The sequence below is a fragment of the Streptomyces sp. NPDC037290 genome, assembly GCF_055603245.1.
The window spans coordinates 1-25,237 of sequence record NZ_JBVJVZ010000036.1; the positions used below are offsets into that span (position 1 = coordinate 1).

Sequence of the window (25,237 nt, forward strand, 5' to 3'; positions counted from 1 at the left end):
CAAGACCCTCGGATGGAAGACCCCAGCAGAAGCCCTCAACGAGCACCTACTATCGCTCCAGATAGCCGGTGTTGCGACGACCGGTTGAGTCCAAGCTGCGCACGAGGGTGGTGACGGACTCGAAGGGACACCCGACCGGGCTGGACTGCCTGGTCATGCCCCTGTGGAGGGCCCGCAAGAGCGCCGGGGCCGCGCATCCCCTGGTGTTGTCGAAGGCGGAACTGGCGACGCTGCTGCGCCTCATCGAGGCCCTGTTCGGTCCGGGCTGGACGCCGAAAGGCAAGGAGCCGATCCCGGCCGGACTGCTGGCCGGCCGTACGGGCAAGGGGGCTGCGACCGACCGTCTCGGGCTGCTGCTGACGGTGCTGAGCACGCGGGCGTCGGGCTGGCTGCAGCTGTGCGGTGGCTCGGTCAGGAAGAAGGAGGGGCGCGGGGCTGCGACATTGGCACGGCTGCTGGGCTGCTCACCGTCGGGGGCTCGGAAGGTTCTGGCGCGGCTGACGGAGGCCGGTGCCGTGGCACGGCAGCGCAAGGAGTCGGCGACGCGCATGCGTGGGCGGGGCCAGGTCATGCTGCTGCCGGTCGCCCGTGCGTACGGTCGCGCGCCGGCTCTCCTGGAGGGCGTTCAGGGTTCCGAAGCGGTGTTTTCGCAGCGTCCCGATGGTGCAGTCGGAGATCATGCTGCCATCGCCGCTGCTAGTGCCCTTGGTACGACTGGGCTTTGGGATGCTGAGGGTGTGCAGGGGGCGGCGGATCAGGAGCGTCCCGATGGTGCAGAGCTCCACGCTCCCCACGCTTCTGTGGTTACTCCGGTGGTTCCTCTACAGCTCTCTTGTGGTTTTCCCGGCGAAGCCGGTGGGAGTGAAAGCCGTCGGCCGGAGCGCGTGTGCGCGCGTAAGGACCAGGCCGCCGATGGTGAGACCGCCGCTGCCGGGGCGACGTCGCCGGTGGTTGACGGCGGCCCGCTTCGCGGGGAAAAGCCGAAGGTGTCCCAGGTTGATGAGCGGGTTGCCGGGGCTGGGGCCGGTGGCCAGCTAACAGCTGTGGGGGGTGGAAAGACACAGCAGCGGGGGAGGGCGTCCCTGCCGGATGATCTTCGTCTTCGGGTCGGCCTGGAGCCAGCCGCATGGCTGTGGAAGCGGCTGTCCCGCTGGCAGCAGGACCAGGTCCAAGCCATGGCGAAGGCGGAGTTGACCCGCCTGACGGGCCTGCTGATGCGGCCGGAGGATGCGCCGCGACTGCTGGCCGGTCGGCTCACCGACCGGCTGGAGGAGACCGGCGGCGAGGCCTTGGTCACCACGCCCTACGCGTGGCTGATCCGCCGTGGCCTGGTGCAGCGGCCATCTTGCTCGGACCTGCGCTGCGACGACGGGATCCGCCTGGACACCGGCGGCGCGTGCGGCAACTGCGGGACCGTGATCCAACTCCGCCGTGCCCGCCGCGCGAAGACCGCGGCACAGATCGACCTGGAGCTGCCCGGCCTCGGCACGGGGGAGCGCCGCCGGGTCCTCGAGGAGCGGCTGCGTGAGCAGGCTTCCCTCGAGGCCAAGGACTTCGTGTGGCGGCGCGAGCAGGCGGCTGAGGTCGCCGAGGCGGCGCGGAGGGTACTACCGTGCGAGGACTGCAATCTGCCCGATTCGGCGGGCCTGTGCCCGCAGTGTGCATCCCGGCGGCGAACCGGCAGCCTGGTGCGCGAGGCCGTCGACCTGGCCATCGCCATACGGGCCGACCTCACGGACCCGGCCGCCGTCCAGGAACTGCTCAAGCAGTGCGAGAAAGATACCCGGACCCTGCTGGCAGCGGCGTGCGAGCGTGCCTGCGGTCAGGACGCGGATCCGGCCGAGCTGGCCCACGTTGCGCCGCAGGTGGCACGGCGGATCCGGGATGAGCGGCGCGAGTCGGCCCTGCGCAGGCTGGCCCGATCAGAGGAGGCGATGACGGAGGCCGACGCCGTATACGCGGCCTACCGGCGGCGCCATACGCGTAGGACGAAGGCGGCTGCTGAGAAGGCAGCAGAGGAGGCGGCCCTGCGCACCGCTGAAGCCCTGCTCACCGAGCGACTGGAGGAACTGGACTCCGTGTGTCGGCGCTCCTCGGCGGATTGATCGGCCATGTGCCGGCAGTCGCCCCCGCTCCGCCTTGGAGACCATCCCCGCATGCCGGGGAACAGTTCGGCGGGCTCGGCCAAGATCGCGGACGGCGGGGCATCCCCGCGGCGCGGGGAGCAATGGCCCCGTTGCGCGGGGCCATTGTGCTGCTGGGGACCATCCCCGCGCCCGCGGGGATGGTCCCCGACCTGGCGTAGACGTTCGCTGGGCGGCCGGTGACCTGCCGCCATGTGGTGAAGCGTTCGGTCATCTCGGCCCGGTACCCGGCGGCGGGCAGGAGGTTACGTCGGGGGCGGACGTGCGGTGAGACGCCACTGAAGGCAGATAGGAACCTCTGGACTCCGCCTGCGGAGCGGAAGCGACGCATGGCACGCTTTCGCTGTCGGGCCGGTTGATGCGAGTTCTCCGGCCCGGTTGTTCAAATACCGTGAACTGCGGTGCTCCGCCGAGGGCATCACCGTGCGGTGGGCGGCGCCGTAGGAGCGCAGCTTGTCGGTAATGATCACCCTCGGCACGTACTCGTAGTCCGTGAGCAGGCGGCGGAAGAACCGCTTCGCCGCCTTCGCGTCCCGCTTGGCGCTCACGAGGATGTCCACCAGCACCCTCCTGGCCCAGCTGCTGGGCGTCACACGCACCAACCTCTCCAACCAGTTCCAGGACGGCCACCGCCTGCTGGACCTTCACCGCATCGTCGTCACACCACTGCCCGGGTCGCCCGCCCGGACCCTCGAACAGCTCCGGGTCCACCTGCCTGACGAGAACCACCAGAAAGATCAACCCTGACAGTTATTCAGGAGCAAGCCCCGGGCCGCACCGAGAACTGCCAGATCGGCGTGTTCGCCGCCTATGCCTCCTCCAGTGGCCGCGCGCTGGTGGACCGGGAGCTGTATCTGCCGAAGTCCTGGACCTCTGATCCGGACCGCTGCACAGAGGCAAGGATTCCCGACGAGCGCGCGTTCGCCACCAAAGGCGATCTCGCGAAGGCCATCATCATGCGCGCCCTGGCCTCGCCGCTGCCGATCGCCTGGGTGACCGCAGACTCGGCCTACGGCCAGGAGTGGCGGCTGCGCCGCCTGCTGGAGGAGACCGGCGTCGGCTACGTTCTGGCCGTGCCGAAGTCCCAGCACGTGCACGCCATCGGCCGCATCGACTTCGCCATCACCCAGGCACCCGAGGAAGCCGGGGAACGCCACTCCTGCGGGGCGGGCGCGAAAGGGCCGCGCGTCTACGACTGGGCGGCAGCGAGGCTGCCCGCGATTGATGACTTCGACGGTGATGCGCTCACCCGGTGGGTGCTGGCCCGCCGCAGCCTGGCCCGTCCGGACGAGATTGCCTACTACCTCGTCTATGCACCGGCCGGCACCGGCATCGCCGAACTGGTACGGGTCGCTGAGACGCGCTGGGCGATCGAGGAGGCGTTCCAGGCCGCGAAGAACGAGTGCGGCCTGGATCAGTACGAAGTTCGCCGGTATCCGGGCTGGTATCGGCACATCACCCTGGCCATGCTCGCCCATGCCTTCCTCGCCGCCATGGCCGCCGCCGCGGGGACGGAAAGGGGGGCCGCAGAATCGGTTCCGGTGATCTCGCCCCGCTCACGGTGGCGGAAATCCGGCGACTCCTGGCAGTTGGCCGCCCCACGCTGACGCATATCCGGCGCACACGCCACGCACTGAACTGGTCTCGCTGGCGCCGCCGTCACCAGGCCACCGCGCGCCACTGTCACTACCGCCGCCGCACCCGAAGTCACGAACTCCCGCCACCTGACTGCACATCAGCCCAGTACACTCATGAACATGCCTCTGACCAGCAGGAATAGCGAACTGCAACTGGAGTACTAACCGGCCGGCCTCGGATTCCTGCCTCGATATCACTGAGCGTCACTTTCTGTTCAGAGCAGGAACCAGACTAGAAAGGAACTATCAGCCACCACTCACACAACCTGGTGTGCACCCTCGGGTGCCAGCCGAACGTCACGCCCTCCAGGGCGAGTTTCTGCGTGATGCGGTCCGCGATGAGATATCCCAGGTCTACCCGACCGAGTGAATTGCGCACATAACACCACCCGGCCAAACAGGGGGACTGCTGTCCTTGGTAATGCCCCTGCTGACCAGGGGCGTTCACGCGGAACAAGAGGGGCAACCATGCGATTCACCGGACGCACCACCACCCCAGCCGGCATTCGATCCGCAGCCATCGGGGTCGGCGCCGCGGCCCTCGCCCTGACCGGTGCAGCCCTTGCCACACCGGCAGCCGCCCAAGAGCACGCCGCTGCCCCGGCTGGCACCTACTGCGGTCCGACCGAAAGCTTCTACGGCAACGGTCATTGGACGTACGCCGAGGTTCAGTTGTGCCTGCAGGCCGATTCCAGCGGTTCGGTCTCCGCCGTCGTCAACACGCGACAGGTCCAGTACTACTGGGGCAGCGCCTGGTACTACGCGAGCAGCAGCTACCCGGCGTCCTGGGACGCCAAGGGCGCGGCCAGCGTCGGCGGCACCAGTCACAGCTACAGCGTCAGCGCCCAGCAGACCTCGGGTGCGGGTTCAGCAAGCGCCTCCCTGTCGACGACCGCTTGCGGCACCTACAGCGTCACCATGACCTACCACCAGGTCGGGCCGTACTGGGGGAGCGACGATGCCCTCGACTCGGGTCAGCGCACCTACAGCATCAGCGTTCCCTGTTGATGACGCGTAGATCTTGTTGAGGAATCGACCGATTTCTCAACAGATGAATAAGCGGCTGTTCTGGGCTCGCCGGGGCCCGGAACGTACCCGAGAAACGGTGTCAACTCAGCGCTCAAGAACGTCGGGAACCGTCGCTCCGCACTCACGCCCCGAGACTGGGGTGTGGCGCTGCTCGGGGGTCTGACCCAGTGACTGACCGACGCTTCGGCTGTCTGCAGCTTGAACCGTCGGCCTTCGGGCAGTGCCACAGCGCACGTGACCGGCCGGGCTTTCGTGACCTCATAGCGCCTCTGTGTGTCAAGCGGCTTGAGCGAGGTGGTTCTGTTGGTCTCGTTTCATGATCCGGTAGACCATGGTGGAGAGGCGTCGCTTGAGGGCCCGGCGGGCCTCCGAAGGTCTTCCCCTCGGCGATCTTGCGGAGGTTGTAGTCCTGCCCGCGCCCGCCGTCGCGGATCTGGCAGACGGCGATGGTGTGCAGGGCCGAGTTCAGTGCGAGGTTTCCGCCGGTGTTGAGCCGGTGGCGGACGTTGTTGCCGCTGGAGGCGTCCAGAAAGGCGCTGCCGGTGTAGCTGGCAAAGTGGTGTTCGGTGGGGAAGCGGCTGATGTCCCCGATTGTGGAGTGCCGGATGGTTCTGCTTCCCTCCCGCTAGGCGGCAGCGAGGTGGAGGAGCTCGGGAACGCCGGGGGCGTCGGCGTAAGGCTGGAAGCGGGGGAGCAGGGCGTCGACGAGGCGCACACATCGAGGTGCTCCGATGCGACGGGCCAGGAGCAGGGATTTGGTGGCGGCGGCCGCGGCGGTCTCGGGCTCTTTCAGATCGAGGTAGCTCGCGGCGCGGTAGGCGAGGAACACGCCCTTCGTCTTGTCCCGGGCGGGCGGAAGCAGGCATTCGCCTTCGCTGATGAGCTGTGGGCGCAGCCGATGTCGCCGAGGTCCAGGAGGGCCTGGCCGGAGTCGACGGCGTGGTCGGCTTCGGAGACCCAGGCGCACAAGGTGGGCCGGTCGGCGCCGGCGTCGCTGAGGTGTTGTTTGGCCGCGGTGAGGGCGTGCAGCACGACGCGGCGTTCGCTGCGGCCGCCGCGAGCGGCGAGGGTGCGGGCGAGGCGCAGCTGGAGCAGGCACCGGGCGGCGGGGTTCTGGGCGCGGGTCAGGGCGCAGTTGAAGGTGTTGGCTGCGGTGGTGTGGTCGCGGCGCCAGGCGGCTTGGTAGGCGAGGTCGCCCAGGAGGCCGGCGCCCATGTCGTGGTCACCGGCTGCGTAGGCGTTGTGCAGGCCGGCGATCCAGCTCTGACTGGCGTGGGTGTGACGCCGCAAGTCGAAGGAGTGCCAGGCGGCGGTCTGGGAGAGGGGGGCCGCCAGGGGTGTGCAGGCGTACCCCGAGGGCGGGCGTGTGGCGGCCGTGTTCGAGCAGTTCGGTGACCGTGGCGCGGAGAACCTGTCCGACCGGGTATTGGTGACAGGTTGCGCCTGGCGTACCTGCGCCGACACGACACCCTCGCCCAGCTCTCTGCCGGGGTTCGGAATCTCCGTGGGTACCGCTCACGCCCACACGACAGCCGTCGTCGACCTGCTCGCCGACCGCGCACCCGGCCTACTGCGCGCCCTGCACGAGGCGGAACCGGACTACGTCCTGCTCGACGGCACCCTGGCGGAGTGCGACCGGCTCGGCGACACCGGGCCGACTTCTCCCACAAACACCGCCGACACGGGGTAAACGTGCAGGTGGTGACCGACCCGGCCGGGCGGCTGCTGTGGATCCCGCCGACGATGCCCGGCGGCGTGCACGATCTCACCGCGGCCCACACCCACCGAATCATCCGGATCTGCGAACGCCGGGGCGTTCCCATCCTCGCCGACCGCGCTTACATAAAGGGCAGCCAGGGGTGTTGGGTGCCGCTTCTTCTGTCAGTGGGCCTGGGCGCGCACACTGTAGTGCTCCTGCAGTCGGACGGCACGGGCATGACCTGGCTGTCGCGTATGGGTCCCTCCCTGGCGCCGGGCATCAGGTCGCGCAAGCCCGGGCCATGAGGCGCCTGTGCCCCCACCTCAAGCGCACATCGCGCGTACCGACTACTGCATGCGGACTGTGCGCCCTCTCCGGAACAAAACGTGCGCGAGGGCCGGTCGCGGGGCTTCCGGAGCATGACGCCGCGCGTTTCCTCTACCGACAGTAGAGGGGCGCGCTAGAGTGAGGGATATGGCAACAGATGAGACGAGCATCAAGGTGAGCATCGCCGCGCGGGACCGGCTCGCCCAGCTAGCGGCCGAACACGGCACCACCATCCGCAGCCTGGTCGAGGACCTTGCGCAGAGCACGCCGACGCAGGCCGAGTACGCCGAGCGGGCCGAGCTGGCCCGCGCCGAGCTCGCCTCCGCTCTCGGCAGCGCGCCGAGCCCGGAGGCCGAGGCGAAGGCCCGGCATCTGCTGGAGCGCCTGGGCGCCTCCTCGCACGGTCCGCGGACGGCCGCGTAGTGGCGGCGATCGCGGTCGTCCTGGACCACACCACCGCGGCGGCGCTGTACGACCCGAAAGATCCGTTCAATGAGACGGTCGCGGCGTTCTACGTCCAGGCCTCCGGCGGACTCGGGGAGCTGTACGCGCCGGTGCTGTCGCTGACGGCTGGCAACGCCGACCGGCCGGGCCTGCTTGGCTACATCAAGGGGCTGCGGTTCATCCGGATCGAACCCTTCGACACCGACGCCGCGGTCACCGCCACCGAACTGCTGCGCTTCGGGCACTCTTGGGCCGCCGTCCACGCCATCCACGCCGCCCGACCCTCACCCGCCCACCCCGGCGGACGGTTCCTGCTCACCCTGACTCCGAAGGCCTACGCAGGCACCGGTGTCCAAGCCGTCCACCCCGACCGGTAGGCCGCCAGCCGCCCGGCGGCATATCGACACGATCGTCGCGTTGACCCGGGTCTGGCCGGCCGCGACCTGGTAGCCGCGAAGGCCCAGCGCTGTCGCCGGGAGCGCTCTGCGGACGTTGGCCGGACGGCTTCTTCGCCGTGGGCCTTCTTGGCCGGCTGCTTCTTCGAGGGAGCTTTCTTCGGCAGCTTGTGTACCTCGGCCGGTCCAACGTCCTCACCTCGGGCCGTCTTTGCCCGCTGTACGGACTCGGTCAGCGCGGCCATGAGGTTGACCAGCTGGCCGGGCGTTGCCGCGGTCTCTGGTGCCTCGGGGAGGGGCTTCTGTTCGCGTTTCGCCTCGATGGTCTGGGCGATCGCCTCGGTGTATTCGTCCCATGCCGTTCATCCCTGCCGCCTTCAGCTCTTCGAATCGCGTGGAACCGATGTGCTCCAGAAGCCAGCGGGCCGGCCACCGGGCGGTCGAAGAGCGCGTGCGTCACCGCCGAGACGGCGAGGCCCGCCGCCACGCCCGGTTGCGGTGTTTGCGATCAGAGGGTCGTAATGTCCCCATGCCTCAGGACACCCGAAAGGGTCCGCTCATGGACTTATCCAGCAGACGGAAACTGGCGAACTTACTCACTCCATTGATCTTGCTTATGGCTGTCCTCATGGTGCCCCTCCAGGCACAGCCAGCCCATGCGGACGACGGAATGAATAATATTCTCGATCACAAGTACGGGCTTTTCGTCCACTACGTGCCGGGGCTCACGGTGAACTCCGGCGGTGTGGTCGTCAGCGACGCCAACGCTCTCGCGAATAGCTTCAACACGAACCGGTTCGCAGACGATCTGGCTGCCGTCAGGGTGCAGTACGTCATCTTCACCGCCTGGCATTCCAAGATGGTGGCGCTCTGGCCGAGCCAGAAGATGCTGGAGTGGGGCCTGCCCAACCACCGCGTCAACCGCGACCTGATCGGCGATATGATCACAGCGGTCAAGGCCAAAGGAATCCGCGTCTACCTCTACACCCACCCGCGCGACGGCATGGAGTTCAGCGCCGCGGACAAGCAGAATACCGGCTGGGGCACACAGCCCCCTGCGGACGGGAAAGGCTGGAACCCGGGCGCGGACTTCGACCGTCCGAAATGGAACGCGTTTATCGACGACGTCTACCGGGAGCTGATGCAGCGTTACGGTGCCCGGATCGACGGCCTGTATATGGACGAAGGCAGCCCTGAAGCCGACAGCCAGAGAGTGGTCGACTATCCCCGGCTGCGGGACACGATCAAGGCGGTGAGCCCGCATACCGTCCTCATCCAGAACGACCACGGCAATCTGTACGGCCTGGACAAAGGCAGTAAGGAATACGGTGGCTGGGAGGAATTCGCACAGCCCGACGGGACCCTGTGGCCCAGCCATGCTGAGCACGTGGCCGCGATCTTTACCCAATACTGGTGGGCTCAGCGGGCCACCAGCACGCTCCGATACTCCCCGGCGAGCATGTTCCGCTACACCGTCCTGCAGGCGGCCACCAACACTGACGGCGGCGGCATCGCCTGGGCAACAGGTCCCTACGCCGACGGCGGCTGGGAACCTGGCGCTCTGACGACGCTGAAGCAGATCGGTACCTGGATCAGCCAGATCAAGGAGTCCATCGTCGGCACCCGGCCCAGCATCTCCTACCCGACCGGCCCCGGGACCCGTATCGCTGACCTGGCCTGGGGAGTGGCGACGGAGTCACCGAATGAGCGCAGCGAGTATATCCACGTCCTTAAGCCACCGGCCGGGCACACGCTCACCCTTCCGCTGCCTCGGGACGGCAAGGTCTTCGGGACGGCCTCTCTCGTCAAGGACGGCACCCCGGTAGCACTAAGGCAGGACGCCGGCGGAGTGAAACTCACCATTCCGAGGGCCTGGGACGCCAACGACACTGCCATCAAGCTGACGGTGAAGGAACTCCCCGGCTGGAAGCTCAACGACAATGCTCCCGGCATCATGTATCACGGCTGCGCATGGCACGTCTCCAGCGGCCGCGGAGCAGGCGACTACACGGACGACCTCCACTACACCACGACCGACGGAGACTCCTTCAGCTACAGGTTCACCGGCACCGGAGTGGACTACATCTCCTCCCGGAACTCCCAGTACGGCGACGCCGACATCACCATCACCGACGCCTCCGGCCGGCTCGTCAAGCAGCAGACCGTCAGCGCTGCCGGCTTTTCCGGCTACAACCCTCAGCAAGCACTCTTCAGCGTCACTGGACTGCCCTTCGGCGACTACACCATCACAGCAATCAAACGAAGCGGAACCTACTTCCAACTCGACGCGCTCCTGATCCGCAGGTGACGCGCCCAGCCCCACTCGGCATCACGCCTCGGGAACTGGCCGGCATGCACCGTCGTTTCGAGGTGCTCCCCGGTGCTCAGGCGCAGGTCGACTGGGGCGATGAGGGCAAGATCCTCGCTCACGTGGGCATCGGGAAGGTCTACTCCTTCCACATGACGCTGTCGTACTCCCGCGACCCGTTCTGCTGCTTCACCACCAGTCAGGACTTACAGACCTTCTTCGGCTGCCACCGCCGGGCATTTGCGCACTTCGGCGGGGTGCCGATGACGATCGTCTACGACCGAACCAAGACCATCGTGCGACGGCATGTCGCTCCTGGTCAGGCGGTTCCGTTGCATCCGGAGGCGGTCGCCTTCGCCGGCCACTACGACATCGACATCGACGTGCTGGCCGCCATGAGGACCGCTCCCAAGTCCGCACCGGCTACGGCCCGGAGAACATGGCCACCCTGCGCAACCTCGCCATCAACAAACTCCGCGAACACGGCCACACCAACATCGCCGCCGGCCTCCGCGAGATGTCCTACGAGCCCTTCACCCGCCCCCTCGACCTCCTCGGCATCACCCCGTGACCAGCCACTACACGAACATCAACGGACTTTGGAACGGCCCTGGCCGCCTCCAGCCGCTTGACCCGCCGCGGCAGCTCGACATTGCTCAGCTGACCAGGAGAGCCGCAGCCTCAGGACATCTTCGCTCCGCCCAAGGCCGTAACGGCCTCATCGGCCGGCTCCTCGGCCAGGGACGCCATCGAGACGGGTGTTCCGTCCTGCGGACGCCAGCCGGGTTCGCGGAACAGGCGACCGAGCCGCTCGTTCCAGCTGCCCGCCATCTTGATGTCCTTGGCAATGGCCATGTACTCGTGCGAGGCGACCATCAGCGGGTTGTACGTCCGGATGTTCTTGGTCAGCCCGTAAACGGGCCGCTCGGTCTCCGGGACGAAGGTTCCGAACAGCCGGTCCCAGACTATGAGGACCCCGCCGTAATTGCGGTCCAGATAGTTGCCCTGCGACGCGTGGTGCACACGGTGGTGCGACGGCGTGTTGAAGATGAATTCAAACCACCGGGGCATCTTTTCAATGCGCTCGGTGTGTACCCAGAACTGGTAGACGAGATTGAGGGAGTTGCAGAATGCCAGCACGGCCGGGTGCACACCGACGGCGACCATGGGCAGGAAGAAGAACCCAACGGTGAACGTCATCCAGGGCTGGCGCAGCGCGGTGGTCAGATTGAACTTCCGGCTGGAGTGGTGAACGACGTGGCAGGCCCAGAGAATCCGGATGACGTGATGGCTCCGATGGGACCAGTAGGAGAAGAAGTCCTGTGCAATCAGCATCAGCGGAACGGTCCACAACAGTAACGGCATGCGCAGTGGCGTCAGTTCGTAGACGACGCCGTAGATCGCGACATCCTGGAACTTCCACAGGAAGCCGAAGAAGAGACTGCCGAGCCCCATGCTGACACTGGTCGCCGCGTCCCTCGCTTCGTATCCGGCATTCTCCTCGTCGGGATGCAATCGGACGAGGACGATTTCGACGACGGTGAGCAGCGCGAAAGCCGGTATGGACCAGAATACGACGTCGGGTAGGTTCGACATAGACAGGAATGATAGGTGGCCGTCCAACCCGGGAGTTGACGCATATTGCCTGGTGGGCGCCTCGTATTGCTGCCCCGGCGTCAAGAGGGAGCCTGCCGGAACAACGGATTATCCTGGTAATTGGCGGTAATTGACCTTGACGTTGTGGGGGATCTTGGAATTTTCCGGTGCGCCGGCATGCCAGCCGGGTCTTACAGTAGTGCCTGTTTATCCCCGGATTCGAGTAGCTTTGGGGCCTAGGCTGGGGGTGTCCGATGGCGCCGGGCAGGCCGGGGAGAGGGTGTGCGGGGGCTGCGGTGAACGGCTGAGGCCGGACGCACGGCCCAGTGCCGTGTACTGCTCGCCGGCATGTCGTTCCAGGCAGTGGCGCCGTGACCGCCGGTTGCGCAAGCGGGTGGCCGCGGAGTTAAAGGGTGAGGGTCTGGCCGAGTGCCCCGAGTGCGGGGCGACTTGGGTGGCCGGGGTGGACCGCCGTTCGCGGTCTACTGCTCGCGGCGGTGCGTCACGAGAGCTTGGAGGGCCCGGAAGGAAACGTTCGGCGAACGGTCACAGTGACCGCATTGCGAACGGTGCTGTCACGTTGTTCTGGGTCAATATTCAGAGACCGTTGACAGCTGGTGGGCGCGGGGGCGCCGTCGTACAAGGGCCACCGCTACCCGGTCGGGGTCATCTCGCACTGTGTGTGGCTGTCTTCCGTTTCCCGTTGTCGTTCCGTGAGGTCGAGGAGCTGATGCTCCAGCGCGGCGTGATCGTCTCGTACGAAACGGTGCGCCGTTGGTGCAGCAAGTTCGGGCAGGCCTACGCGAATGGACTGCGCCGCCGTCGGCCGCAGGCCGGGGGACAAGTGGCTCTGGACGAGGTCTTCGTGAAGATCAACGGCGCGGCACTACCTGTGGCGTGCCGTCGACCAGGACGGCCGTGTACTCGACGTCCTCTTTCCTGTCCAGGCGGGACGCCAAGGCGGCCAAGCGGTTCATGGCCGAGCCGATGAAGAAGCAGACGCGTGACCCCCGGGTGCTGGTGACCGACAAGGTGAAGAGCTACGGCAGCGCGCACCGCGCGCTCATGCACTCGGTTGAGTGCCGCTCACACAAAGGTCTGAACAACCGGGCCGAGAACAGCCACCAGCCCCAGGCAGCGCGAACGTGCGATGAAAGGCTTCCGGACGCCCGGCCGGTCCCAGCGGTTCCTGTCCGCGTTCAGCGGCATCTCACCCCACTTCCGGCCCCCACCCCACCTGATGACCACCGCCGCCCACCCCTTCGAGAAACTCGTCCGCTTCACCACCTGGGACCACATCACCACCGGAATCGGCCTTCTCACAGGGCCTGCAAGCCCTCAGCACGGGCCCGCCACACTCCGTCACGCCAGCAGACGATCACACCCCAACAACGTGACAGCACCGGTCCGGACGCCCGAGAACGCGGTGCGGTGGTCTTAACTTCACTGATCCAATCGAGCTTCGGCGGCTTCGAACTTCGCCAGGAGTCCGCTCACCGTATCGTCCCACCGCGCAGTGCCCTGCTGCTCAGCCAGGAAGGCCCGAAGGGCGCGAATATGGTGAGTCATGAAGTGTTCATTCCCCGGGGCGTAGTCGAACTGGAGGAACGCCACCTCCATGGCCCAGAACCGGTCTTCGTCCACTGTCATCAACCAGTCGGCCAGGTAGCGGACCGACGCCCCCTCAGCACTTGTACAGGGAAGCCCGATCGTCCCTGCGAGATCGAATGCGGCGGTGTGCACGCACTCTTCCGCCATCATGACTGCCTCGCCGTTACACGAGGCCGTCTGGCAATCGTCGAACATCTCACCCATGACCGCCCGATCCTTTCGCATGGAACGGGCAAAGGCTCCCAGAGGAACAATCACTCCGGCATGCCCTCGGAAGCGGCATCACCCTCGTGGCCGAGCACGCAGGGAGCATGCTGGAGGCGCACGGAGCGATGAAGGCGCGCACGGCGGCGCAATCCGCAGTCGAGATGCGAGGGCTTGCCTACGGGGAGTAGCGCAGGCGGCGGTAGCGGGCTCTACCGACGCGTCATATGAGACGCCCCTTCCTGATCAGCCGGTGTGTCCTACGTGCTCGATGTGCACCGTGCTGTTCTGGGAGTCGATGCGGTACAGGATTCTCCACGGACCGCTGTGCAGACGCCGGTGGCTGGTGCCCCACGCCCGCGAGCCTTCGGGAGATGGATCGTCCGCGAGTCGGTCCGGGCGTACAGCAGAGCGTCCACAGACACACACGGTGACTGCGTCTCGGTCCGCCTCCCTGATGATCACCCGCCGGGCATACACAGCCGAGGCCCTTACCCGGTGAAATTTCTGCGGGTGTAGCCGTCCACCTGATCCGGTGACGAGTCTCCGGAGATCACACACGGCCCGATAGACCCCCCGTGATGATCACACGCTGCCGCGAAGGGCCACCACGGTGGCTGGCCAAAGGCCATCGACGACGACTCCCTCACCCTCGCCCTGGCGCCGAAGGCCAAGGGCGCCCCGGTCTCCGCCCGCGTGTCGATCTTCTGCACGAACTGGATGAACAGCTCCACCAGCGAGTCTGTCCGCGTCCACAGACGGTGGCCAGCTGGGCGGGCGAGAGACCGGGGCGTCCATCGCGCGGGTACCAGCCCGCGAAGTCCTCGTCTTGCCACAGCCCGTCGAGGCGGTCTCTCACCCACATCGCCGTCGTACCACCCGGGTTGCTCGCCCGCGCGATCTGCACGGTCAGAGATGGGACTTGCTCACCGGAACGGGGACGGAGCGACAACGAACACCTCGACAACTGCATCGGACTGCGGAACAGCCCCGAGCATGCCCGCTGATCACGCCGTCGCACCGGGAAACTCCAAGATCACCGACAGAGTCAAGCTTACGCTCGTGCGGGTGGGATCTCGAACCCCGCGATGGCGGTGAGTACCTGGGCCGTCGTGGTCCGGTACAGGGTCGGTACGACACCGGCGAAGGGGCGTGGGCCGACGAGGGCGGTGCGCGTTCCGGCGCGGAGGCCGGCTTCGATGTCGCATGCGGAGTCGCCGATCATCCACGAGGAGGCCAGGTCAAGGACCTGATCCCTGGCGGCCTGATGGAGCATTCCCGGGGCGGGCTTACGACACGAACAGACGGTGGAGAACCGCGGCACGGTACCGACCGGATGGTGCGGGCACAGGTGGATCCCGTCCAGCCAGACCCGGTGGCGCGCCAGGAGTTCGCGCAGCCGCCGGTGCATCGGCGCGATGGCGGCTTCGTCGACCAGGCCGCGGGCCAGCCCGCTCTGGTTGGTGACCACGACCAGGGCGAAACCGGCGTGCTGGAGGGCGCGTAGCGGTGGCCCGATGCCCGCTTGGAGTACCAGGTCCTCGGGGAGGGACGGGTAGTGCCGGGGCTCGGTGAGGGTGCCGTCGCGATCGAGGAATATCGCCGGTCGCCGAAGGGCGCTGGTGGTTGCCGGGCCGTTCATGTCGTCGCTGCACGCGTGCCGAAGGCGGAGCGGTTCGGCATCTCGGGTCTCCGACCCCTGGAAGGGAACTGGGGGTCGGACGGTGGCTGGTGCCTCAGACCGCCTCCTCGGGGGCGCCGAGCGGCGGGGCATGGCGAACGGCCGGGCTGACGGTCGCGCCGACCGCTGTGACGACCATGACGGCGGTGAGAGCGAGGACGGCACCGGTGGGGCCCACGCTGGTCAGCAGCAGCCCTGCGCCGAGCGAACCGATGGGCATGACGCCCCAGGCAAGGTTCATCGCCGCACTCGTGACCCGTCCCAGGAGGTCGTTGGGGACCAGAAGTGCGGTGTAGCTCATGATCACGACGTTCCATACCGGCCCGATGAACGCGGTGGCCGCGCCGATCGCCCCCAAGTAAAGGGGATTGGGGGTGAACAGAAAGAGTGGCAGGAGCGCGGCCCAGCTCCAGTTGCCCCCGATGATGACCATCTTGGGAGTGAAGTAGCGGTGGGCCGTGGTGGCGACCAGGGCGCCGACGAGCCCACCACCGGCGTAGATGCCGAGCATGGTGCCGATGGCACCGGGGGTCGCACCGTGGCGTTGGGCGAGGACGACGATGGTCAGTATGAGCGCCTGGAAGACCAGGTTGGTGGCGCTGATCAGCAGGATCGCCGTGCGGATGAGCGGGTGGCGCCAGATCCAGCGCAGCCCTGCCACGGTCGCCCGCCACAGCGGCTCGGCCGGCTCCGTCGTCTTGTTCTGCAGGTCCTTGCGGAGGAACAGCAGCGCGACGGAGGCGGCGGCATAGGAGACCGCGTCGGTCACGAAGGGCAGGGCGCGGTCGATGCCGAAGAGCACGCCGCCGAGTGGTCCACCGGCCAGGGTGGCGCCGCGGCTGCGGGCCTCGTTCCGGGCTACCGCCGCGGGCAGCAGAACGGCCGGCACGATCTTGGGGAGGGAGGCCGTCTCCGCCAGGCTGAAGAATACGAAGCACAGCCCCTGGACGAACGCGACCACGATGAGCTGAGCAATCGTCAGCACTCCCAGCCACAGAGCGATCGGCACAGTGGCCAGAGCGAGACCGGCCAGGATCTCGCTCGTCAGCAGGATCCGGTGCCGATTGTACCGGTCCACCAGCGGTCCGGCCGGTAAGCAGGCGACTAGAAAGGGAAGTGTGGCGGCGGCGCCGACAAGGCCCGCATCGGCGGGCGAGCCGGTCTTGGCCAGTACGAGCAGCGGCATCGCCGTCGCGCTGGTCCGGGCACCGAGCGTGGAGACGACCTGGCCGCTCCAGAGCAGGAGGAAGTCGCGGTTGCGCCACAGCGACGGCGAGACGACCGTGGAGGTCACGACGCCTCCCTCGGGTGGGGACCGGCCGAGTCCCGTGGCTGCGGCCGTTGGGCCGGGTGGTGGGTACCGGATCCGAGTGCCTTGGTGGCGGAGAGCCCACGCGGTTGTCGATCAGCCGCGGCGAGTGGAGTCGTCCCGGTCATGCCGCTTCACCCCGATTTCGCTAATCTGCGTCCGTCGTTGAGTCGCTTCGGTCGCTGATATAGGGATTACATGCCTGCTGAGCGCGGGACGGCGCGTGGACGTTGATCACGTCGCGCAGATGGTCGGCTGCCCTGGCCGTCTCGGCCAGGAGAATCGACGGCGCGCAGTGCGGTTCGAGCGTGAGGTATCCGTCGTACCCCGCAGCTGCCAGGCTTCCGATCAAAGCCGGCCAGTCCAGTTCCCCAGTGCCGAGAGGGGCCGTGTCGTAGGGCCTGCCGTGATCCGTGTACCGGATCCAGCCGTCGGGCGAGGTGTCCGCCGACGCTCGACACACGTCTTTCACGTGGGCATAGCGCACCCACGGCAGCAGCAGGGGCAATGCGTCGCGAGCCGGGGAGATTGCCGCGCAAAGGAAGTTCGCGGCATCGAAGTTCAAGCCGAACCAAGGCGAGTCGACCTGAGCGAACAGCGCCGCCAACGCTGCCGGCCGCCTGCTGATGTCGGAGCCAGCCGGGTCCCAGCCGAACGCGTCGAACTCGTTCTCAAGGACGACCACCACGTTCTTTGCCGCGGCGTGGTCGAGAACCGGGGCCAGCGCGCCGGCGTATGCCTCGATCGCACGCTGGTCGTCGACCAGTGGCGCGTGACCGAAATAGGTGTTTACCCGGTTGCAGCCGGTTCGTGCCGCCAACTCGATCGCCTCGTGAAGCAGAGAAACGGCATCCGCTTCACCGGTACCGTAGAGCGTGCTGGGGGTCGACACGCAGGCTATGCGCAGCCCGGCACGGTCCAGTTTGTGGAGTGCGGCGTCGACACCGTCCCGCGCGGCATTCTTCGGGTACCAGAATTCCACCGCCTCACACTGAGCGGACCTGGCCATTTCGATCAGGCCGTCCACGCCGTCGGTGTCGGTGAATTCGGTGCCGGACACCGCGATCGGCATTCTCCGCATAGGGACTTCCTCTCTCCTGGCTGCTTCGGGTACGTGTCGTCACCCGGCGAGGATCGCTCCAAGTCGCTTGCTGAGCGCGAGCGTTGTCATCGACGGATTCGCCGCTCCGGTACGTGGCATCACCGATGGCCCACAGGCGTACAGCCCCGGCACGGCGGTGAACTGGTGCTCCTCGTCGAGAACTTCGCCGAAGGCCAAGGTGCCCGCCTCGTGTTGCTCGGAGCCGAGCGGGAAGCTGTAGGTGAGTGGTGTCGGTGTGCGTTTTGCTGTCAGCCGGTCGGCCAGGTCGGCCGAGCCGTGCCGCGGCGAGAAGTGAAGCTTGTCAGCGGGAGCTCCAGTCAACTTCGCTATTTCCGACCACAGTTCACCGAGCAGATATCGCTGGGCGGCGAGCACCGGCTCATCGGCCGCTTCGAGCGGGGCGTGCACGGTCGTCGGCCAGGGCCATTCGCCGTGTCCGTCGCACCGCACCTGGCTGTGTGGGCCGCGGCGCTGCTCACCCATGGTCCAACTGTCCAGGTTAACCGTGCCGTTCGCCCCTTCGCTGAAGCGCACGAAGTGGTTGGACCGGGTACTGGGCGTACCGGTCCGATGGAAGACGTGGCCCTCGTGAGCGGCGGCCCGGACGGCATCAGGAAGCCGTCCGGAATCGGGGAAGGCGACCGCAAAACCCTGTGAAATCTTGTCCACGAGTCCCGGCAATTCACGCGGTGTGGCAGCATCTGAGGCGGCCAAGGCCTGAATCGCAAGGCGGCTGTTCACGACCGTTCCGGCGGCCAGCACCACCCGGTTCGCACGCAGGTCTCGCAGCTCACCGTCCTCGGTCCGTACCAGCACGCCTGTCGCCCTGCCGTGTGCGAGATGTACCCCCAGAACGTCATGGCCGGCGAGGATCGGCACTCGGCGCACCCTGGGGTCGCCGTCGTCGTCCCACCACGCCAGTGGGCTGAAAGCGCTCCACCCTCCGGCGGGTTCCGTGCGGGTGGCGTGCGGCGTGCGTTCGAACTCCATTGCGCCGAGGGTCAGTCCGGGTGCTCCAGGAGGCTCGGCGCCCCAGCCGACCACGTCGTCGACGACCCGCTGGTACAGCGACGGCCCCCCGTCCCACGTCTTGGTCAGTTCGGTGACGACCGCTTCCGGCCACTGCTCGGAAAGGGCCCAGCACTCGATGGGCAGCAGTACGCCACCCCAGTAAAGCGAGCGGCCGCCGACCCGTCGGCGCAGGCCGGCCAGGTCGCAGTAGGCCCCGTTGGCTGACTGATACGGACGGCGGAAGTCGGGGTCGGTCTCCGGGTGCAGCCAGAGCCGGAGCGCATCGGCCGGGGAGTATTCGCTCTGGACATGGGTGCGGCCCCGGTCGGGCCCGGCCTCCAGTACGACCACCGAACCCCGGCCCCGTCGGGCGAGTTCCGCGGCCGTTGCGAGGCCGGCCATTCCGGCGCCGACCACGAGTGTCTCGACGTCGGCCAACGATTCCACTGACACCTCACGGTTGTTTGTGGTCCGAGTGTTGTCATCCGGCAGCGAGATGACCGCCTGGGCGGCGCGCATCGGGGCCGTGGGTGGTCAAGGCATACATATCGGCGACGTCGGTCACACCCGGCGCGGTTGCTCCCGGCTCGCCGTCATGGTGGATGCGCGGCTGCTGGGCAGTTCAAGCTTGTAGGCGTAGTCGCCGCGCGTCAGATCGAAGGTGTCCGTCCCTTGGACGGCGAGTTCGGTGACCATCGCGGCTGTCAGCAGATGCCCCGGTGAGTCGCGGCCGTGACCCAGGTCGTAGGCCGCGCGGTAGGCGTAGTAAGTGCGTTCGTGCCAGAAGCCGAACCAACCGGCGAGCAAGGTATCGTCCAGCCACAACTCGTGTAATCGCGCGGTGCTGGACGGCTCGGCCGCTATGGCCGCGTACGTCCGGTCGACCACGCCGCCATCGAACGGCGCCACCGCGTCAGGCCGGTCACTCCACTGCTGGGTATGCAGCTCGATGAACGCCGGCAGGCGGGCGGCGATCTGCGCCGAGGTGTCCGCGCAGGTGAGCCGGAGTGTGCCGAGTCTCTGGATGCGGCGGCGTTTTCGCCGCATATCCCTCCGCTCGCTGACGCGTCGGACGACGTCGGGGTCGGTGAGGTCGAGGCGGAAGACCGTGTCCGATGGCCGGGCCGTTGCTCCCAGCTCGGACACAGCACGCAACAACGGTCCATTGGCGATCAGGTTGCTCAGCTCAAGGCGGGCGCCGAACTCTCGTTGACACCGGTCGATCGCCTCGGCCAGTTGCCCGATGTCGGGCTTGGGTCCGGTGGCTGACGGGTCGCCCACCTCGGCGACCTCGTGATAGTCGGCCCACGGCCAGGACAACGGGCGCAGGAGCGCCGTACTGCCGTCATGGTGCAACTGCAGGCCGACCACCAGCGTGGGCCGGCCGGTACGCGTCAGGTGGACCAGCACCGGGGTCGTGCCCTCCGCGTCCGCCGCCTCACGAATCCACGCCCGCCACCAGCCGCACGTCTGGAAGGGGGTCCGCGCCGAGAGCCGGTGCGCGTCCAGGAAATCCGTTGCCGCCCGCGCACCGTACTCGAACGCGACGGCATTCATGCGGTGCGTCCCATCGACCGCAATCCCTGCTCGACGTAGGCCGACAGCACCGCTTCCAATGCCGGTGCCGAATCCCGTGCCACCCTCATGACGCCGCCTTGGCCACGTCCTCCACCGTGGTCCTGAACAGCCGCGCCGCGGCCTCGATCGTGTCGTCCTCGGCGGTCACGTCGATGCCTGTTCCGGTGCCGAGGTAGGAGTCGACCACCCCGACGCTCAACGCGATGCTGCGGCTGAGCAGGTCGTCCGTGCGCGGCAGGCTGCCCGGCGGACAGGACCGGCGCATGACGGCGCGATCCGGCCTGCGCGACCCGGAATCCGACGGGGCGACCAGATCGGCGCGCAGCTGAGACATGTTGGCGTAGTTGTGCTTGCCCGACCGGCTCAGGGTGATCGTGCCCAGTCGGGCCGCCACCTCGTCGGCGATGGACGCGGATCGGAACGTGTACGCGAGTACTGTGGCGCAGTCGCCGTCAGGGTCGTGCAGTCGGCGACGCGTCGCTCCGGGCAAGTCTCCGATCGCGTCTGCAAACTTGTCCCGGTTGGTTCGCAACGTCCGCAGGATGCCGGGGAGTTTGCGCACCTGGGCGAGGGCGAACGCGCCGGTCAGCTCGTGCATGCGCAGATTCAGACCGAACAGCGGCGGCCCGTCGGTGACGCCCTGCCGCAAGGGCGCGGCGCCGTGGTCGTGCAGGGCGAACGCCGTCTCGTACAGCTCGTCGTCGTCGGTGAGCAGCAAGCCGCCGTCGCCCGCCGTGAAGGTCTTGAAGACGTTGAGGCTGAACGCGCCGAATCCACCGACTGTCCCAAGGTGTCGGCCGCGGTAGGTGCCGCCACCGGCCTGCGCGCAGTCCTCCACGAGCAGCAGCCCGTGTTCACGTGTGACGGCGTCCAGGGCATCGAGGTCGCACGGCGCTCCGAGCATGTGCACGGCGAGCACCGCCTTCGTGCGCGGCGTGATCTTCGCGGCCACGTCCGCCGGATCGAGCAGCAGACTCTCGTCGATCTCGGCGAGCACCGGATCGGCCCCGGTATGGGCGACCGCGGCGATCGAGGCGATGAAGGTGTAGCCGGGCACGATCACCTCGTCGCCCGGACCTATACCCGCGGCGAGCAGCCCGGCGTACAGAGCGCTGGTGCAGCTGTTCATGCCCAGACAGTGTCGGGCACCGGTCAGGGCACGGAATTCCTGCTCGAACTGTGAAACCTTCGACGGTTGTGCGGACCCGTCGTGGTCGTCGAAGCGGTACCGGCTCAACTCGCGCTCTCGTACGACGCTCAGCACCTCGGCCTCCTCTTCGGGGCCGATACGGGAAACTCCTGGTCCTGCCATGGCGATCCCTCGTTTCGTCTGACTCTGTCCTGCTAGCCGTGCCCGAGCGCGGTCTGAGGTGACCTGGCCGAGCTGTCGGCCAGGTCGTTCGGGACCAGATCCATCAGCAGCGCGTCCCGCCATGCACCGCAGTGGCGTTCGTACGCCCTCATCCGGCCGACCTGCCGGAAACCCACCTTCTCCAGGCACCGCACGGCACCCGCGTTGCCGGAGTTGGGCGCCGCGGTGATGCGGTGCCCGCCGGCGGTGAAGACCGACCCGGCAAACAACCTCAACGCCCGTGTCCCGATCCCCCGGACCCGGTCGGCCTTGTCGGACACCGCCAGCGCCTCGATGTGGATGTGCTCGAACTCCGGGTCGACCTCCTTGCGGTATTCGAGGAAGCCGACGGGGCGGCTCCGCTCCAGCATCACCAGGCAGCGTTCGTGCTGGAATCGGCTGAGTGCCCCGTCGGTCGGCTCCAGCGCTCGCCATGCCAGCACGTCGGCGTCGCCGAACGTTCGGCGGAACAGTTCCAGGTCTTCCGGTATCGCACGCCGCAGCCCGATACCGCTCCCGTCGACCAGGTCGTCCTCGATGACGGCGACGCCGGGCCGTGCGGATGCCTGCTCGCCGGCCTCGATCAGCGTCTCGAGCAGGTCGACCAGCTCGGCCGTGTTTTCCGGTCGCGGGTCCGGTACGACGCGGCATGTGGGGGCCGCGAACGCCTCGGCGGTCAGAAACGGGTGGTTGCCCAGGACCAGCAACGGGCGTCCCGTGTCCAGGGCGAGACCTATCTCGGTGAGCGTGCCGTAGCGGCCTTCGAACGCGATCATGCCGTCGCCGCACCAGTTGAGGATGTTGCTCCGGGCCAGGTCCATCGACGTGGGCAGAGCCCAGGTGGTCCCGTCCTCGGCGTCGGACAGGCGGTTCCACTTCAGTAAGGCGAGTGTGTCGCCGCCGGCTGCCTGGCAGCCCCTATTGGCCGCGGCCGCCACGCCGCCCTCGCCTCCGCTCACCAGTCCGTAGCCGCGCCGGGCGAGCTCCTTGCCGATCATCTCTGCGAGCCGGAGGGCGTCGGCTCCCGCATTGCCGGGTCTGCCACCAAGGACCGCGATCGCACGCCGACGGGTCATGTGACCACCTCTCGCTGGCTGACTTGCCGCATGCTCCACTCCAGTTGGTCCAGTTCGACCAGCACATCGGCCGGGCGCACGCCGGCCGCGCACGGAGCCGGACAGCCGGTGTAGTAGCGGCGGCAGGTGCCGTTCGGCTTCATGAAGGAACAGGACAGCGCGACGGCGCTCTGCACGACCCGAGAGACCTCGGGGGCCGCCACCGGTGACCAGATGTCGCCGTCGGTCGCCAGATACAGCGTGACCACCGGGCAGCCCAGTGCGGCCGCCAGGTGAACCGCCAGCGTGTCGTTGCTGACCAGCACGTCAAGCCCGGCGATCCAGTCACGGAGGGCTTCCAGCGAGTGCAGGAACACCGTGTCTGTGACACCCGGCGCCGAGGACAACCTCCGTGCCAGGGCCTGTTCGTCCGCTGCGCGGCCGACCGCGACTTCGACGTTCAGCCCTCGGTCGTCGAGCTGCGTGATCAGAGTCGACCAGTCGTCCTCGGGCCAGCGTTTGACCGCGGCACTGGCACCGGCGTAGCAACCGACCACGCGGGGACGTGGTTGTCGCCGATCGGCAAGCCAGGCGGGACGGTTCAGATCGACAGGGACATGGTGCGCCCGCAGGAGACCGGCGGCCTGCTCAGCGAAAGGCCGACGCTGCGGCCGCTCACCCAGTTCGTGCAGATCCCAGCACTCGACGTCCCTTTTCGCCGCCTCCTCCCGGAATCCCAGGTAGTTTCCGTCCTCTTCGACGGACTCCATTCTGAGGTTGACGACCAGTTCCACACCGTGGCGATCGATAAAGTTCCACAGCTCATCCCTATGAGTCGGCAGGAACCGCCGCCACAGCGCCGGGAAGGTCCCGGAAGCACCGTGCATGCCTACCGCCGTACGCACCCATTCGGTGTCGAGTGCGATGTTCGGTGCCATGAAATAGCGCCATCCCGGACGGCTCCGCTCGAATGCCGCCAGGAGTGGCGCCGTGATGATGCCGTTGCCCACGCCTTCGTTGATGACGGCCATTGCCGTACGCATGCTCGCCCTTCCAAGTCAGCCTCCATGGACCGGTCGATGACGCGCTAGCCATCGGCTCCCGGCCGGGCACTCAGACGACTGAGGAGCCGGGGGGTAGCGAGCCGGTCCAGGTAGTCGGGCTCGTTGCGCACCCGCTCGATGGCGGGCCGAAGGTCCAGGAGGTAACGCACCGAGTCCACCACCTTGCAGCCGACTCCCAGTTTGTCCGCCATCCGCGCATAGAGTTTCCGTGCTGGATGGTTGTCCGGCTCGGTCTCGCCTTCGGCGAACTCGTAGCCGCGCCGCATCGCCTCGACGAACCCCGCGGCGACCAGGAGAGCTCCGATTCCCCGGCTGCCACGAAGAGGCTCAGTCACATAGACGTCATGCACATACGCCACCTTGTCGGCGAACTGCAGGTTGGGAATGGGATCGACCATCACCAGGCCCACAGCGGCCCCCTCTTCGACCGCCATGATCTGGAAACTCGCCTCTTGGCCGACAATTCCCTCGAAGAAGGTGCGCGTACTGAGCAGGTCGACCTTCTTTCCGCAGTCATGCTGCTGCTCAAGAATCAGAGGCATGAGCATGTCCAGCTGGTCCTTGCCCACGACGACCGTTTCCATACTCACGTGATCTCCATCCTGCGGTGAATCCATCGATCGGATTGTTCCGTGTCCCGGCTGACGAGCCTTCAGCTGCGGTCGTTCGTGTTTTTGAAATGCAGATACAGCTCATGGGCAGCGCTCCGTAGGCCGTCCGGGCCCGGCCGGGGCCGCGTCGGGAGCGCGTTGTCCAGAGCGGACATGTCGGCGCAGGTCCAGTACTGATACCGGCCGATGTGAGGGTTCGGGACCAATCGCACGTTCAGCGGTGTCTCCGCGAACTCCGAACACCAGCGGAGCAATTCGGCGAAGCTGGTGGCGTGGCCCGATCCTAGGTTGAAGATGCCGGAGGGCGCGGCGGGATCAGCCATGAGGACGCACGTCTGCGCGACCGTGGCGACGGGGATGTAGTCCCGGCACGCCTCCAAGGTGTCGGCGAAGAGCGTGAGCGATTCCTGCCGCGCGGTCGCGCGGAGCAACTGGCCGATGATGGAGGCCATCGATTTCTTGTGCCGCTCTCCGGTACCGAAGACGTTGGTGAACCGCAGTCCCGCCCATCCCGGCCCGCCGTCGACACCAATCCGGGTGACCATGTGCGCGTCGAACGAGGCCTTTGACCGGGCGTAGGCGTTCAGCGGGCCGGAACACGCGGACGACCTCAGTGCGGTTTCCGGCAACGGCCGCCGGTCGGCGATCTCACCGTAGACACTTGACGAGGAGGCATAGACGAAACGGGTGCCGCTGCGCTCACAACGCTCGGCCAGCTCCGCCGGCCCGGTAACGTTCGTCTGCTCAAGGGCCTGCCAGTTCTCCTCGACCGTGCTGCTGATCGCGCCGAGGTGCACCACCGCTGCGAACTGGCCGGCGTCCACCGCGCGGAGGATCGCCGGGTCGTCGAACGAACACGTGTGGACGGTGGTGTCCCGGCACAGGTCGGCCGGAGGCGTGGTGAGGTCCACCGTGGTGACCCGATACCCGGCGTTCAGACAGGCCCGTGCCACGTGCCTCCCGATGAAGCCAGCCCCTCCAGTGACGAGTACGCTCCGTTGGTTCATGCCCGCCGCCCTCGTGGTCCGGTCCGTGTGGCCGAACGCAGACAAACCATCTGGAAGTGAGGGGGACGGAGTCT

Annotated in this window: 22 protein-coding genes and 5 pseudogenes; 11 read left to right on the top strand and 16 right to left on the bottom strand. The window is 67.4% G+C overall.

Going from position 1 to position 25,237, the window contains the following annotated elements; all coding sequences use genetic code 11:
* The first annotated feature begins 107 nt into the window (after window positions 1-107).
* Window positions 108-2,105, top strand: coding sequence for a hypothetical protein (locus ACZ7HQ_RS41545; protein ID WP_471001751.1), 1,998 nt, complete (start codon window positions 108-110; stop codon window positions 2,103-2,105).
* 315 nt (window positions 2,106-2,420) lie between these two features.
* Here ACZ7HQ_RS41545 and ACZ7HQ_RS41550 read toward each other — a convergent pair.
* Window positions 2,421-2,695 (bottom strand): annotated as a pseudogene (locus ACZ7HQ_RS41550) (DDE-type integrase/transposase/recombinase); the annotation flags it as partial.
* Between ACZ7HQ_RS41550 and ACZ7HQ_RS41555 the strand changes: the two are divergent.
* From ACZ7HQ_RS41555 to ACZ7HQ_RS41565, 3 genes and pseudogenes are all read left to right on the top strand, one after another.
* Window positions 2,637-2,891: a hypothetical protein gene (locus tag ACZ7HQ_RS41555; protein ID WP_471001823.1), complete on the top strand. Its 255-nt coding sequence runs from the start codon at window positions 2,637-2,639 to the stop codon at window positions 2,889-2,891. The pseudogene ACZ7HQ_RS41550 and the gene ACZ7HQ_RS41555 sit on opposite strands and share 59 nt — an antisense overlap.
* Before the next feature lie 23 nt (window positions 2,892-2,914).
* Window positions 2,915-3,751, top strand: a pseudogene (locus tag ACZ7HQ_RS41560) (IS701 family transposase); the annotation flags it as partial.
* A 498-nt stretch (window positions 3,752-4,249) separates the two neighbouring features.
* Window positions 4,250-4,789, top strand: coding sequence for a hypothetical protein (locus ACZ7HQ_RS41565; protein WP_471001754.1), 540 nt, complete (start codon window positions 4,250-4,252; stop codon window positions 4,787-4,789).
* Window positions 4,790-4,931: 142 nt separating this feature from the next.
* Here ACZ7HQ_RS41565 and ACZ7HQ_RS41570 read toward each other — a convergent pair whose 3' ends face one another.
* Window positions 4,932-5,417 carry a transposase gene (locus tag ACZ7HQ_RS41570; protein WP_471001818.1) on the bottom strand — a complete coding sequence of 162 codons (486 nt, stop codon included), beginning with the start codon at window positions 5,415-5,417 and terminating at the stop codon, window positions 4,932-4,934.
* Between the two features lie 182 nt (window positions 5,418-5,599).
* On the bottom strand, window positions 5,600-6,100 hold the full coding sequence (locus ACZ7HQ_RS41575; RefSeq protein ID WP_471001756.1) for a hypothetical protein: 501 nt from the start codon (window positions 6,098-6,100) through the stop codon (window positions 5,600-5,602).
* A 153-nt stretch (window positions 6,101-6,253) separates the two neighbouring features.
* Here ACZ7HQ_RS41575 and ACZ7HQ_RS41580 point away from each other — a divergent pair.
* The 6 genes and pseudogenes from ACZ7HQ_RS41580 to ACZ7HQ_RS41605 form a co-directional block, all read left to right on the top strand.
* Window positions 6,254-6,652: pseudogene (locus ACZ7HQ_RS41580) on the top strand (transposase); the annotation flags it as partial.
* A gap of 331 nt (window positions 6,653-6,983) precedes the next feature.
* Window positions 6,984-7,259 carry a hypothetical protein gene (locus ACZ7HQ_RS41585; RefSeq protein ID WP_471001759.1) on the top strand — a complete coding sequence of 92 codons (276 nt, stop codon included), beginning with the start codon at window positions 6,984-6,986 and terminating at the stop codon, window positions 7,257-7,259.
* Window positions 7,259-7,657, top strand: coding sequence for a PIN domain-containing protein (locus tag ACZ7HQ_RS41590; protein WP_471001762.1), 399 nt, complete (start codon window positions 7,259-7,261; stop codon window positions 7,655-7,657). The genes ACZ7HQ_RS41585 and ACZ7HQ_RS41590 overlap by 1 nt, the downstream gene beginning before the upstream one ends.
* Before the next feature lie 646 nt (window positions 7,658-8,303).
* Complete coding sequence (locus ACZ7HQ_RS41595; protein WP_471001765.1) at window positions 8,304-9,983, top strand: alpha-L-fucosidase; 1,680 nt, start codon at window positions 8,304-8,306, stop codon at window positions 9,981-9,983.
* 44 nt (window positions 9,984-10,027) lie between these two features.
* Window positions 10,028-10,357, top strand: a pseudogene (locus ACZ7HQ_RS41600) (DDE-type integrase/transposase/recombinase); the annotation flags it as partial.
* A 65-nt stretch (window positions 10,358-10,422) separates the two neighbouring features.
* Window positions 10,423-10,554 carry a hypothetical protein gene (locus ACZ7HQ_RS41605; protein WP_471001825.1) on the top strand — a complete coding sequence of 44 codons (132 nt, stop codon included), beginning with the start codon at window positions 10,423-10,425 and terminating at the stop codon, window positions 10,552-10,554.
* 110 nt (window positions 10,555-10,664) lie between these two features.
* Here ACZ7HQ_RS41605 and ACZ7HQ_RS41610 read toward each other — a convergent pair whose 3' ends face one another.
* Window positions 10,665-11,579: a sterol desaturase family protein gene (locus ACZ7HQ_RS41610; RefSeq protein WP_471001768.1), complete on the bottom strand. Its 915-nt coding sequence runs from the start codon at window positions 11,577-11,579 to the stop codon at window positions 10,665-10,667.
* Between the two features lie 617 nt (window positions 11,580-12,196).
* Here ACZ7HQ_RS41610 and ACZ7HQ_RS41615 point away from each other — a divergent pair.
* Window positions 12,197-12,894, top strand: a pseudogene (locus tag ACZ7HQ_RS41615) (IS6 family transposase); the annotation flags it as partial.
* 128 nt (window positions 12,895-13,022) lie between these two features.
* On the opposite strand, the gene ACZ7HQ_RS41620 reads toward ACZ7HQ_RS41615, so the two are convergent.
* The 12 genes from ACZ7HQ_RS41620 to ACZ7HQ_RS41675 form a co-directional block, all read right to left on the bottom strand.
* Window positions 13,023-13,394 carry a hypothetical protein gene (locus ACZ7HQ_RS41620; protein WP_471001770.1) on the bottom strand — a complete coding sequence of 124 codons (372 nt, stop codon included), beginning with the start codon at window positions 13,392-13,394 and terminating at the stop codon, window positions 13,023-13,025.
* 246 nt (window positions 13,395-13,640) lie between these two features.
* A complete protein-coding gene (locus ACZ7HQ_RS41625) occupies window positions 13,641-13,955 on the bottom strand; it encodes a type II toxin-antitoxin system RelE family toxin (RefSeq protein ID WP_471001773.1) in 315 nt (104 codons plus the stop codon).
* Window positions 13,956-14,448: 493 nt separating this feature from the next.
* Window positions 14,449-15,036, bottom strand: a complete 588-nt coding sequence (locus tag ACZ7HQ_RS41630) for a D-glycero-alpha-D-manno-heptose-1,7-bisphosphate 7-phosphatase (RefSeq protein WP_471001776.1) — start codon at window positions 15,034-15,036, stop codon at window positions 14,449-14,451.
* Between the two features lie 94 nt (window positions 15,037-15,130).
* Complete coding sequence (locus ACZ7HQ_RS41635; RefSeq protein ID WP_471001778.1) at window positions 15,131-16,369, bottom strand: MFS transporter; 1,239 nt, start codon at window positions 16,367-16,369, stop codon at window positions 15,131-15,133.
* Window positions 16,370-16,532: 163 nt separating this feature from the next.
* Window positions 16,533-17,456: a sugar phosphate isomerase/epimerase family protein gene (locus ACZ7HQ_RS41640; RefSeq protein ID WP_471001781.1), complete on the bottom strand. Its 924-nt coding sequence runs from the start codon at window positions 17,454-17,456 to the stop codon at window positions 16,533-16,535.
* A gap of 48 nt (window positions 17,457-17,504) precedes the next feature.
* Window positions 17,505-19,016: an FAD-dependent oxidoreductase gene (locus ACZ7HQ_RS41645; RefSeq protein WP_471001784.1), complete on the bottom strand. Its 1,512-nt coding sequence runs from the start codon at window positions 19,014-19,016 to the stop codon at window positions 17,505-17,507.
* A 42-nt stretch (window positions 19,017-19,058) separates the two neighbouring features.
* A complete protein-coding gene (locus tag ACZ7HQ_RS41650) occupies window positions 19,059-20,054 on the bottom strand; it encodes a GNAT family N-acetyltransferase (protein WP_471001787.1) in 996 nt (331 codons plus the stop codon).
* Between the two features lie 85 nt (window positions 20,055-20,139).
* The gene (locus ACZ7HQ_RS41655) at window positions 20,140-21,387 is read right to left on the bottom strand and encodes a DegT/DnrJ/EryC1/StrS family aminotransferase (RefSeq protein WP_471001790.1); all 1,248 of its coding nucleotides are present in this window, start codon (window positions 21,385-21,387) and stop codon (window positions 20,140-20,142) included.
* Between the two features lie 32 nt (window positions 21,388-21,419).
* Window positions 21,420-22,502, bottom strand: a complete 1,083-nt coding sequence (locus tag ACZ7HQ_RS41660) for a GNAT family N-acetyltransferase (RefSeq protein WP_471001793.1) — start codon at window positions 22,500-22,502, stop codon at window positions 21,420-21,422.
* Entirely contained in the window at window positions 22,499-23,512 is a 1,014-nt protein-coding gene (locus ACZ7HQ_RS41665) for a glycosyltransferase family 9 protein (protein ID WP_471001795.1), read from the bottom strand. Before ACZ7HQ_RS41665 ends, ACZ7HQ_RS41660 begins: the two co-directional genes overlap by 4 nt.
* Window positions 23,513-23,568: 56 nt before the next feature.
* Window positions 23,569-24,129 carry a GNAT family N-acetyltransferase gene (locus ACZ7HQ_RS41670; RefSeq protein WP_471001798.1) on the bottom strand — a complete coding sequence of 187 codons (561 nt, stop codon included), beginning with the start codon at window positions 24,127-24,129 and terminating at the stop codon, window positions 23,569-23,571.
* Between the two features lie 68 nt (window positions 24,130-24,197).
* Window positions 24,198-25,163: an NAD-dependent epimerase/dehydratase family protein gene (locus ACZ7HQ_RS41675; RefSeq protein WP_471001800.1), complete on the bottom strand. Its 966-nt coding sequence runs from the start codon at window positions 25,161-25,163 to the stop codon at window positions 24,198-24,200.
* Between the last annotated feature and the right edge of the window lie 74 nt (window positions 25,164-25,237).

Excerpts from the sequence above, each read along its gene's own strand:
- ACZ7HQ_RS41660 (WP_471001793.1), bottom strand. The coding sequence starts at position 22,502 with ATGACCCGTCGGCGTGCGATCGCGGTCCTTGGTGGCAGACCCGGCAAT.
- ACZ7HQ_RS41645 (WP_471001784.1), bottom strand. The coding sequence starts at position 19,016 with ATGCGCGCCGCCCAGGCGGTCATCTCGCTGCCGGATGACAACACTCGG.
- ACZ7HQ_RS41655 (WP_471001790.1), bottom strand. The coding sequence starts at position 21,387 with ATGGCAGGACCAGGAGTTTCCCGTATCGGCCCCGAAGAGGAGGCCGAG.
- ACZ7HQ_RS41630 (WP_471001776.1), bottom strand. The coding sequence starts at position 15,036 with ATGAACGGCCCGGCAACCACCAGCGCCCTTCGGCGACCGGCGATATTC.
- ACZ7HQ_RS41670 (WP_471001798.1), bottom strand. The coding sequence starts at position 24,129 with ATGGAAACGGTCGTCGTGGGCAAGGACCAGCTGGACATGCTCATGCCT.
- ACZ7HQ_RS41650 (WP_471001787.1), bottom strand. The coding sequence starts at position 20,054 with ATGAATGCCGTCGCGTTCGAGTACGGTGCGCGGGCGGCAACGGATTTC.
- ACZ7HQ_RS41665 (WP_471001795.1), bottom strand. The coding sequence starts at position 23,512 with ATGGCCGTCATCAACGAAGGCGTGGGCAACGGCATCATCACGGCGCCA.
- ACZ7HQ_RS41610 (WP_471001768.1), bottom strand. The coding sequence starts at position 11,579 with ATGTCGAACCTACCCGACGTCGTATTCTGGTCCATACCGGCTTTCGCG.
- ACZ7HQ_RS41565 (WP_471001754.1), top strand. The coding sequence starts at position 4,250 with ATGCGATTCACCGGACGCACCACCACCCCAGCCGGCATTCGATCCGCA.
- ACZ7HQ_RS41585 (WP_471001759.1), top strand. The coding sequence starts at position 6,984 with ATGGCAACAGATGAGACGAGCATCAAGGTGAGCATCGCCGCGCGGGAC.
- ACZ7HQ_RS41675 (WP_471001800.1), bottom strand. The coding sequence starts at position 25,163 with ATGAACCAACGGAGCGTACTCGTCACTGGAGGGGCTGGCTTCATCGGG.
- ACZ7HQ_RS41620 (WP_471001770.1), bottom strand. The coding sequence starts at position 13,394 with ATGGGTGAGATGTTCGACGATTGCCAGACGGCCTCGTGTAACGGCGAG.
- ACZ7HQ_RS41605 (WP_471001825.1), top strand. The coding sequence starts at position 10,423 with ATGGCCACCCTGCGCAACCTCGCCATCAACAAACTCCGCGAACACGGC.
- ACZ7HQ_RS41595 (WP_471001765.1), top strand. The coding sequence starts at position 8,304 with ATGGTGCCCCTCCAGGCACAGCCAGCCCATGCGGACGACGGAATGAAT.
- ACZ7HQ_RS41640 (WP_471001781.1), bottom strand. The coding sequence starts at position 17,456 with ATGCCGATCGCGGTGTCCGGCACCGAATTCACCGACACCGACGGCGTG.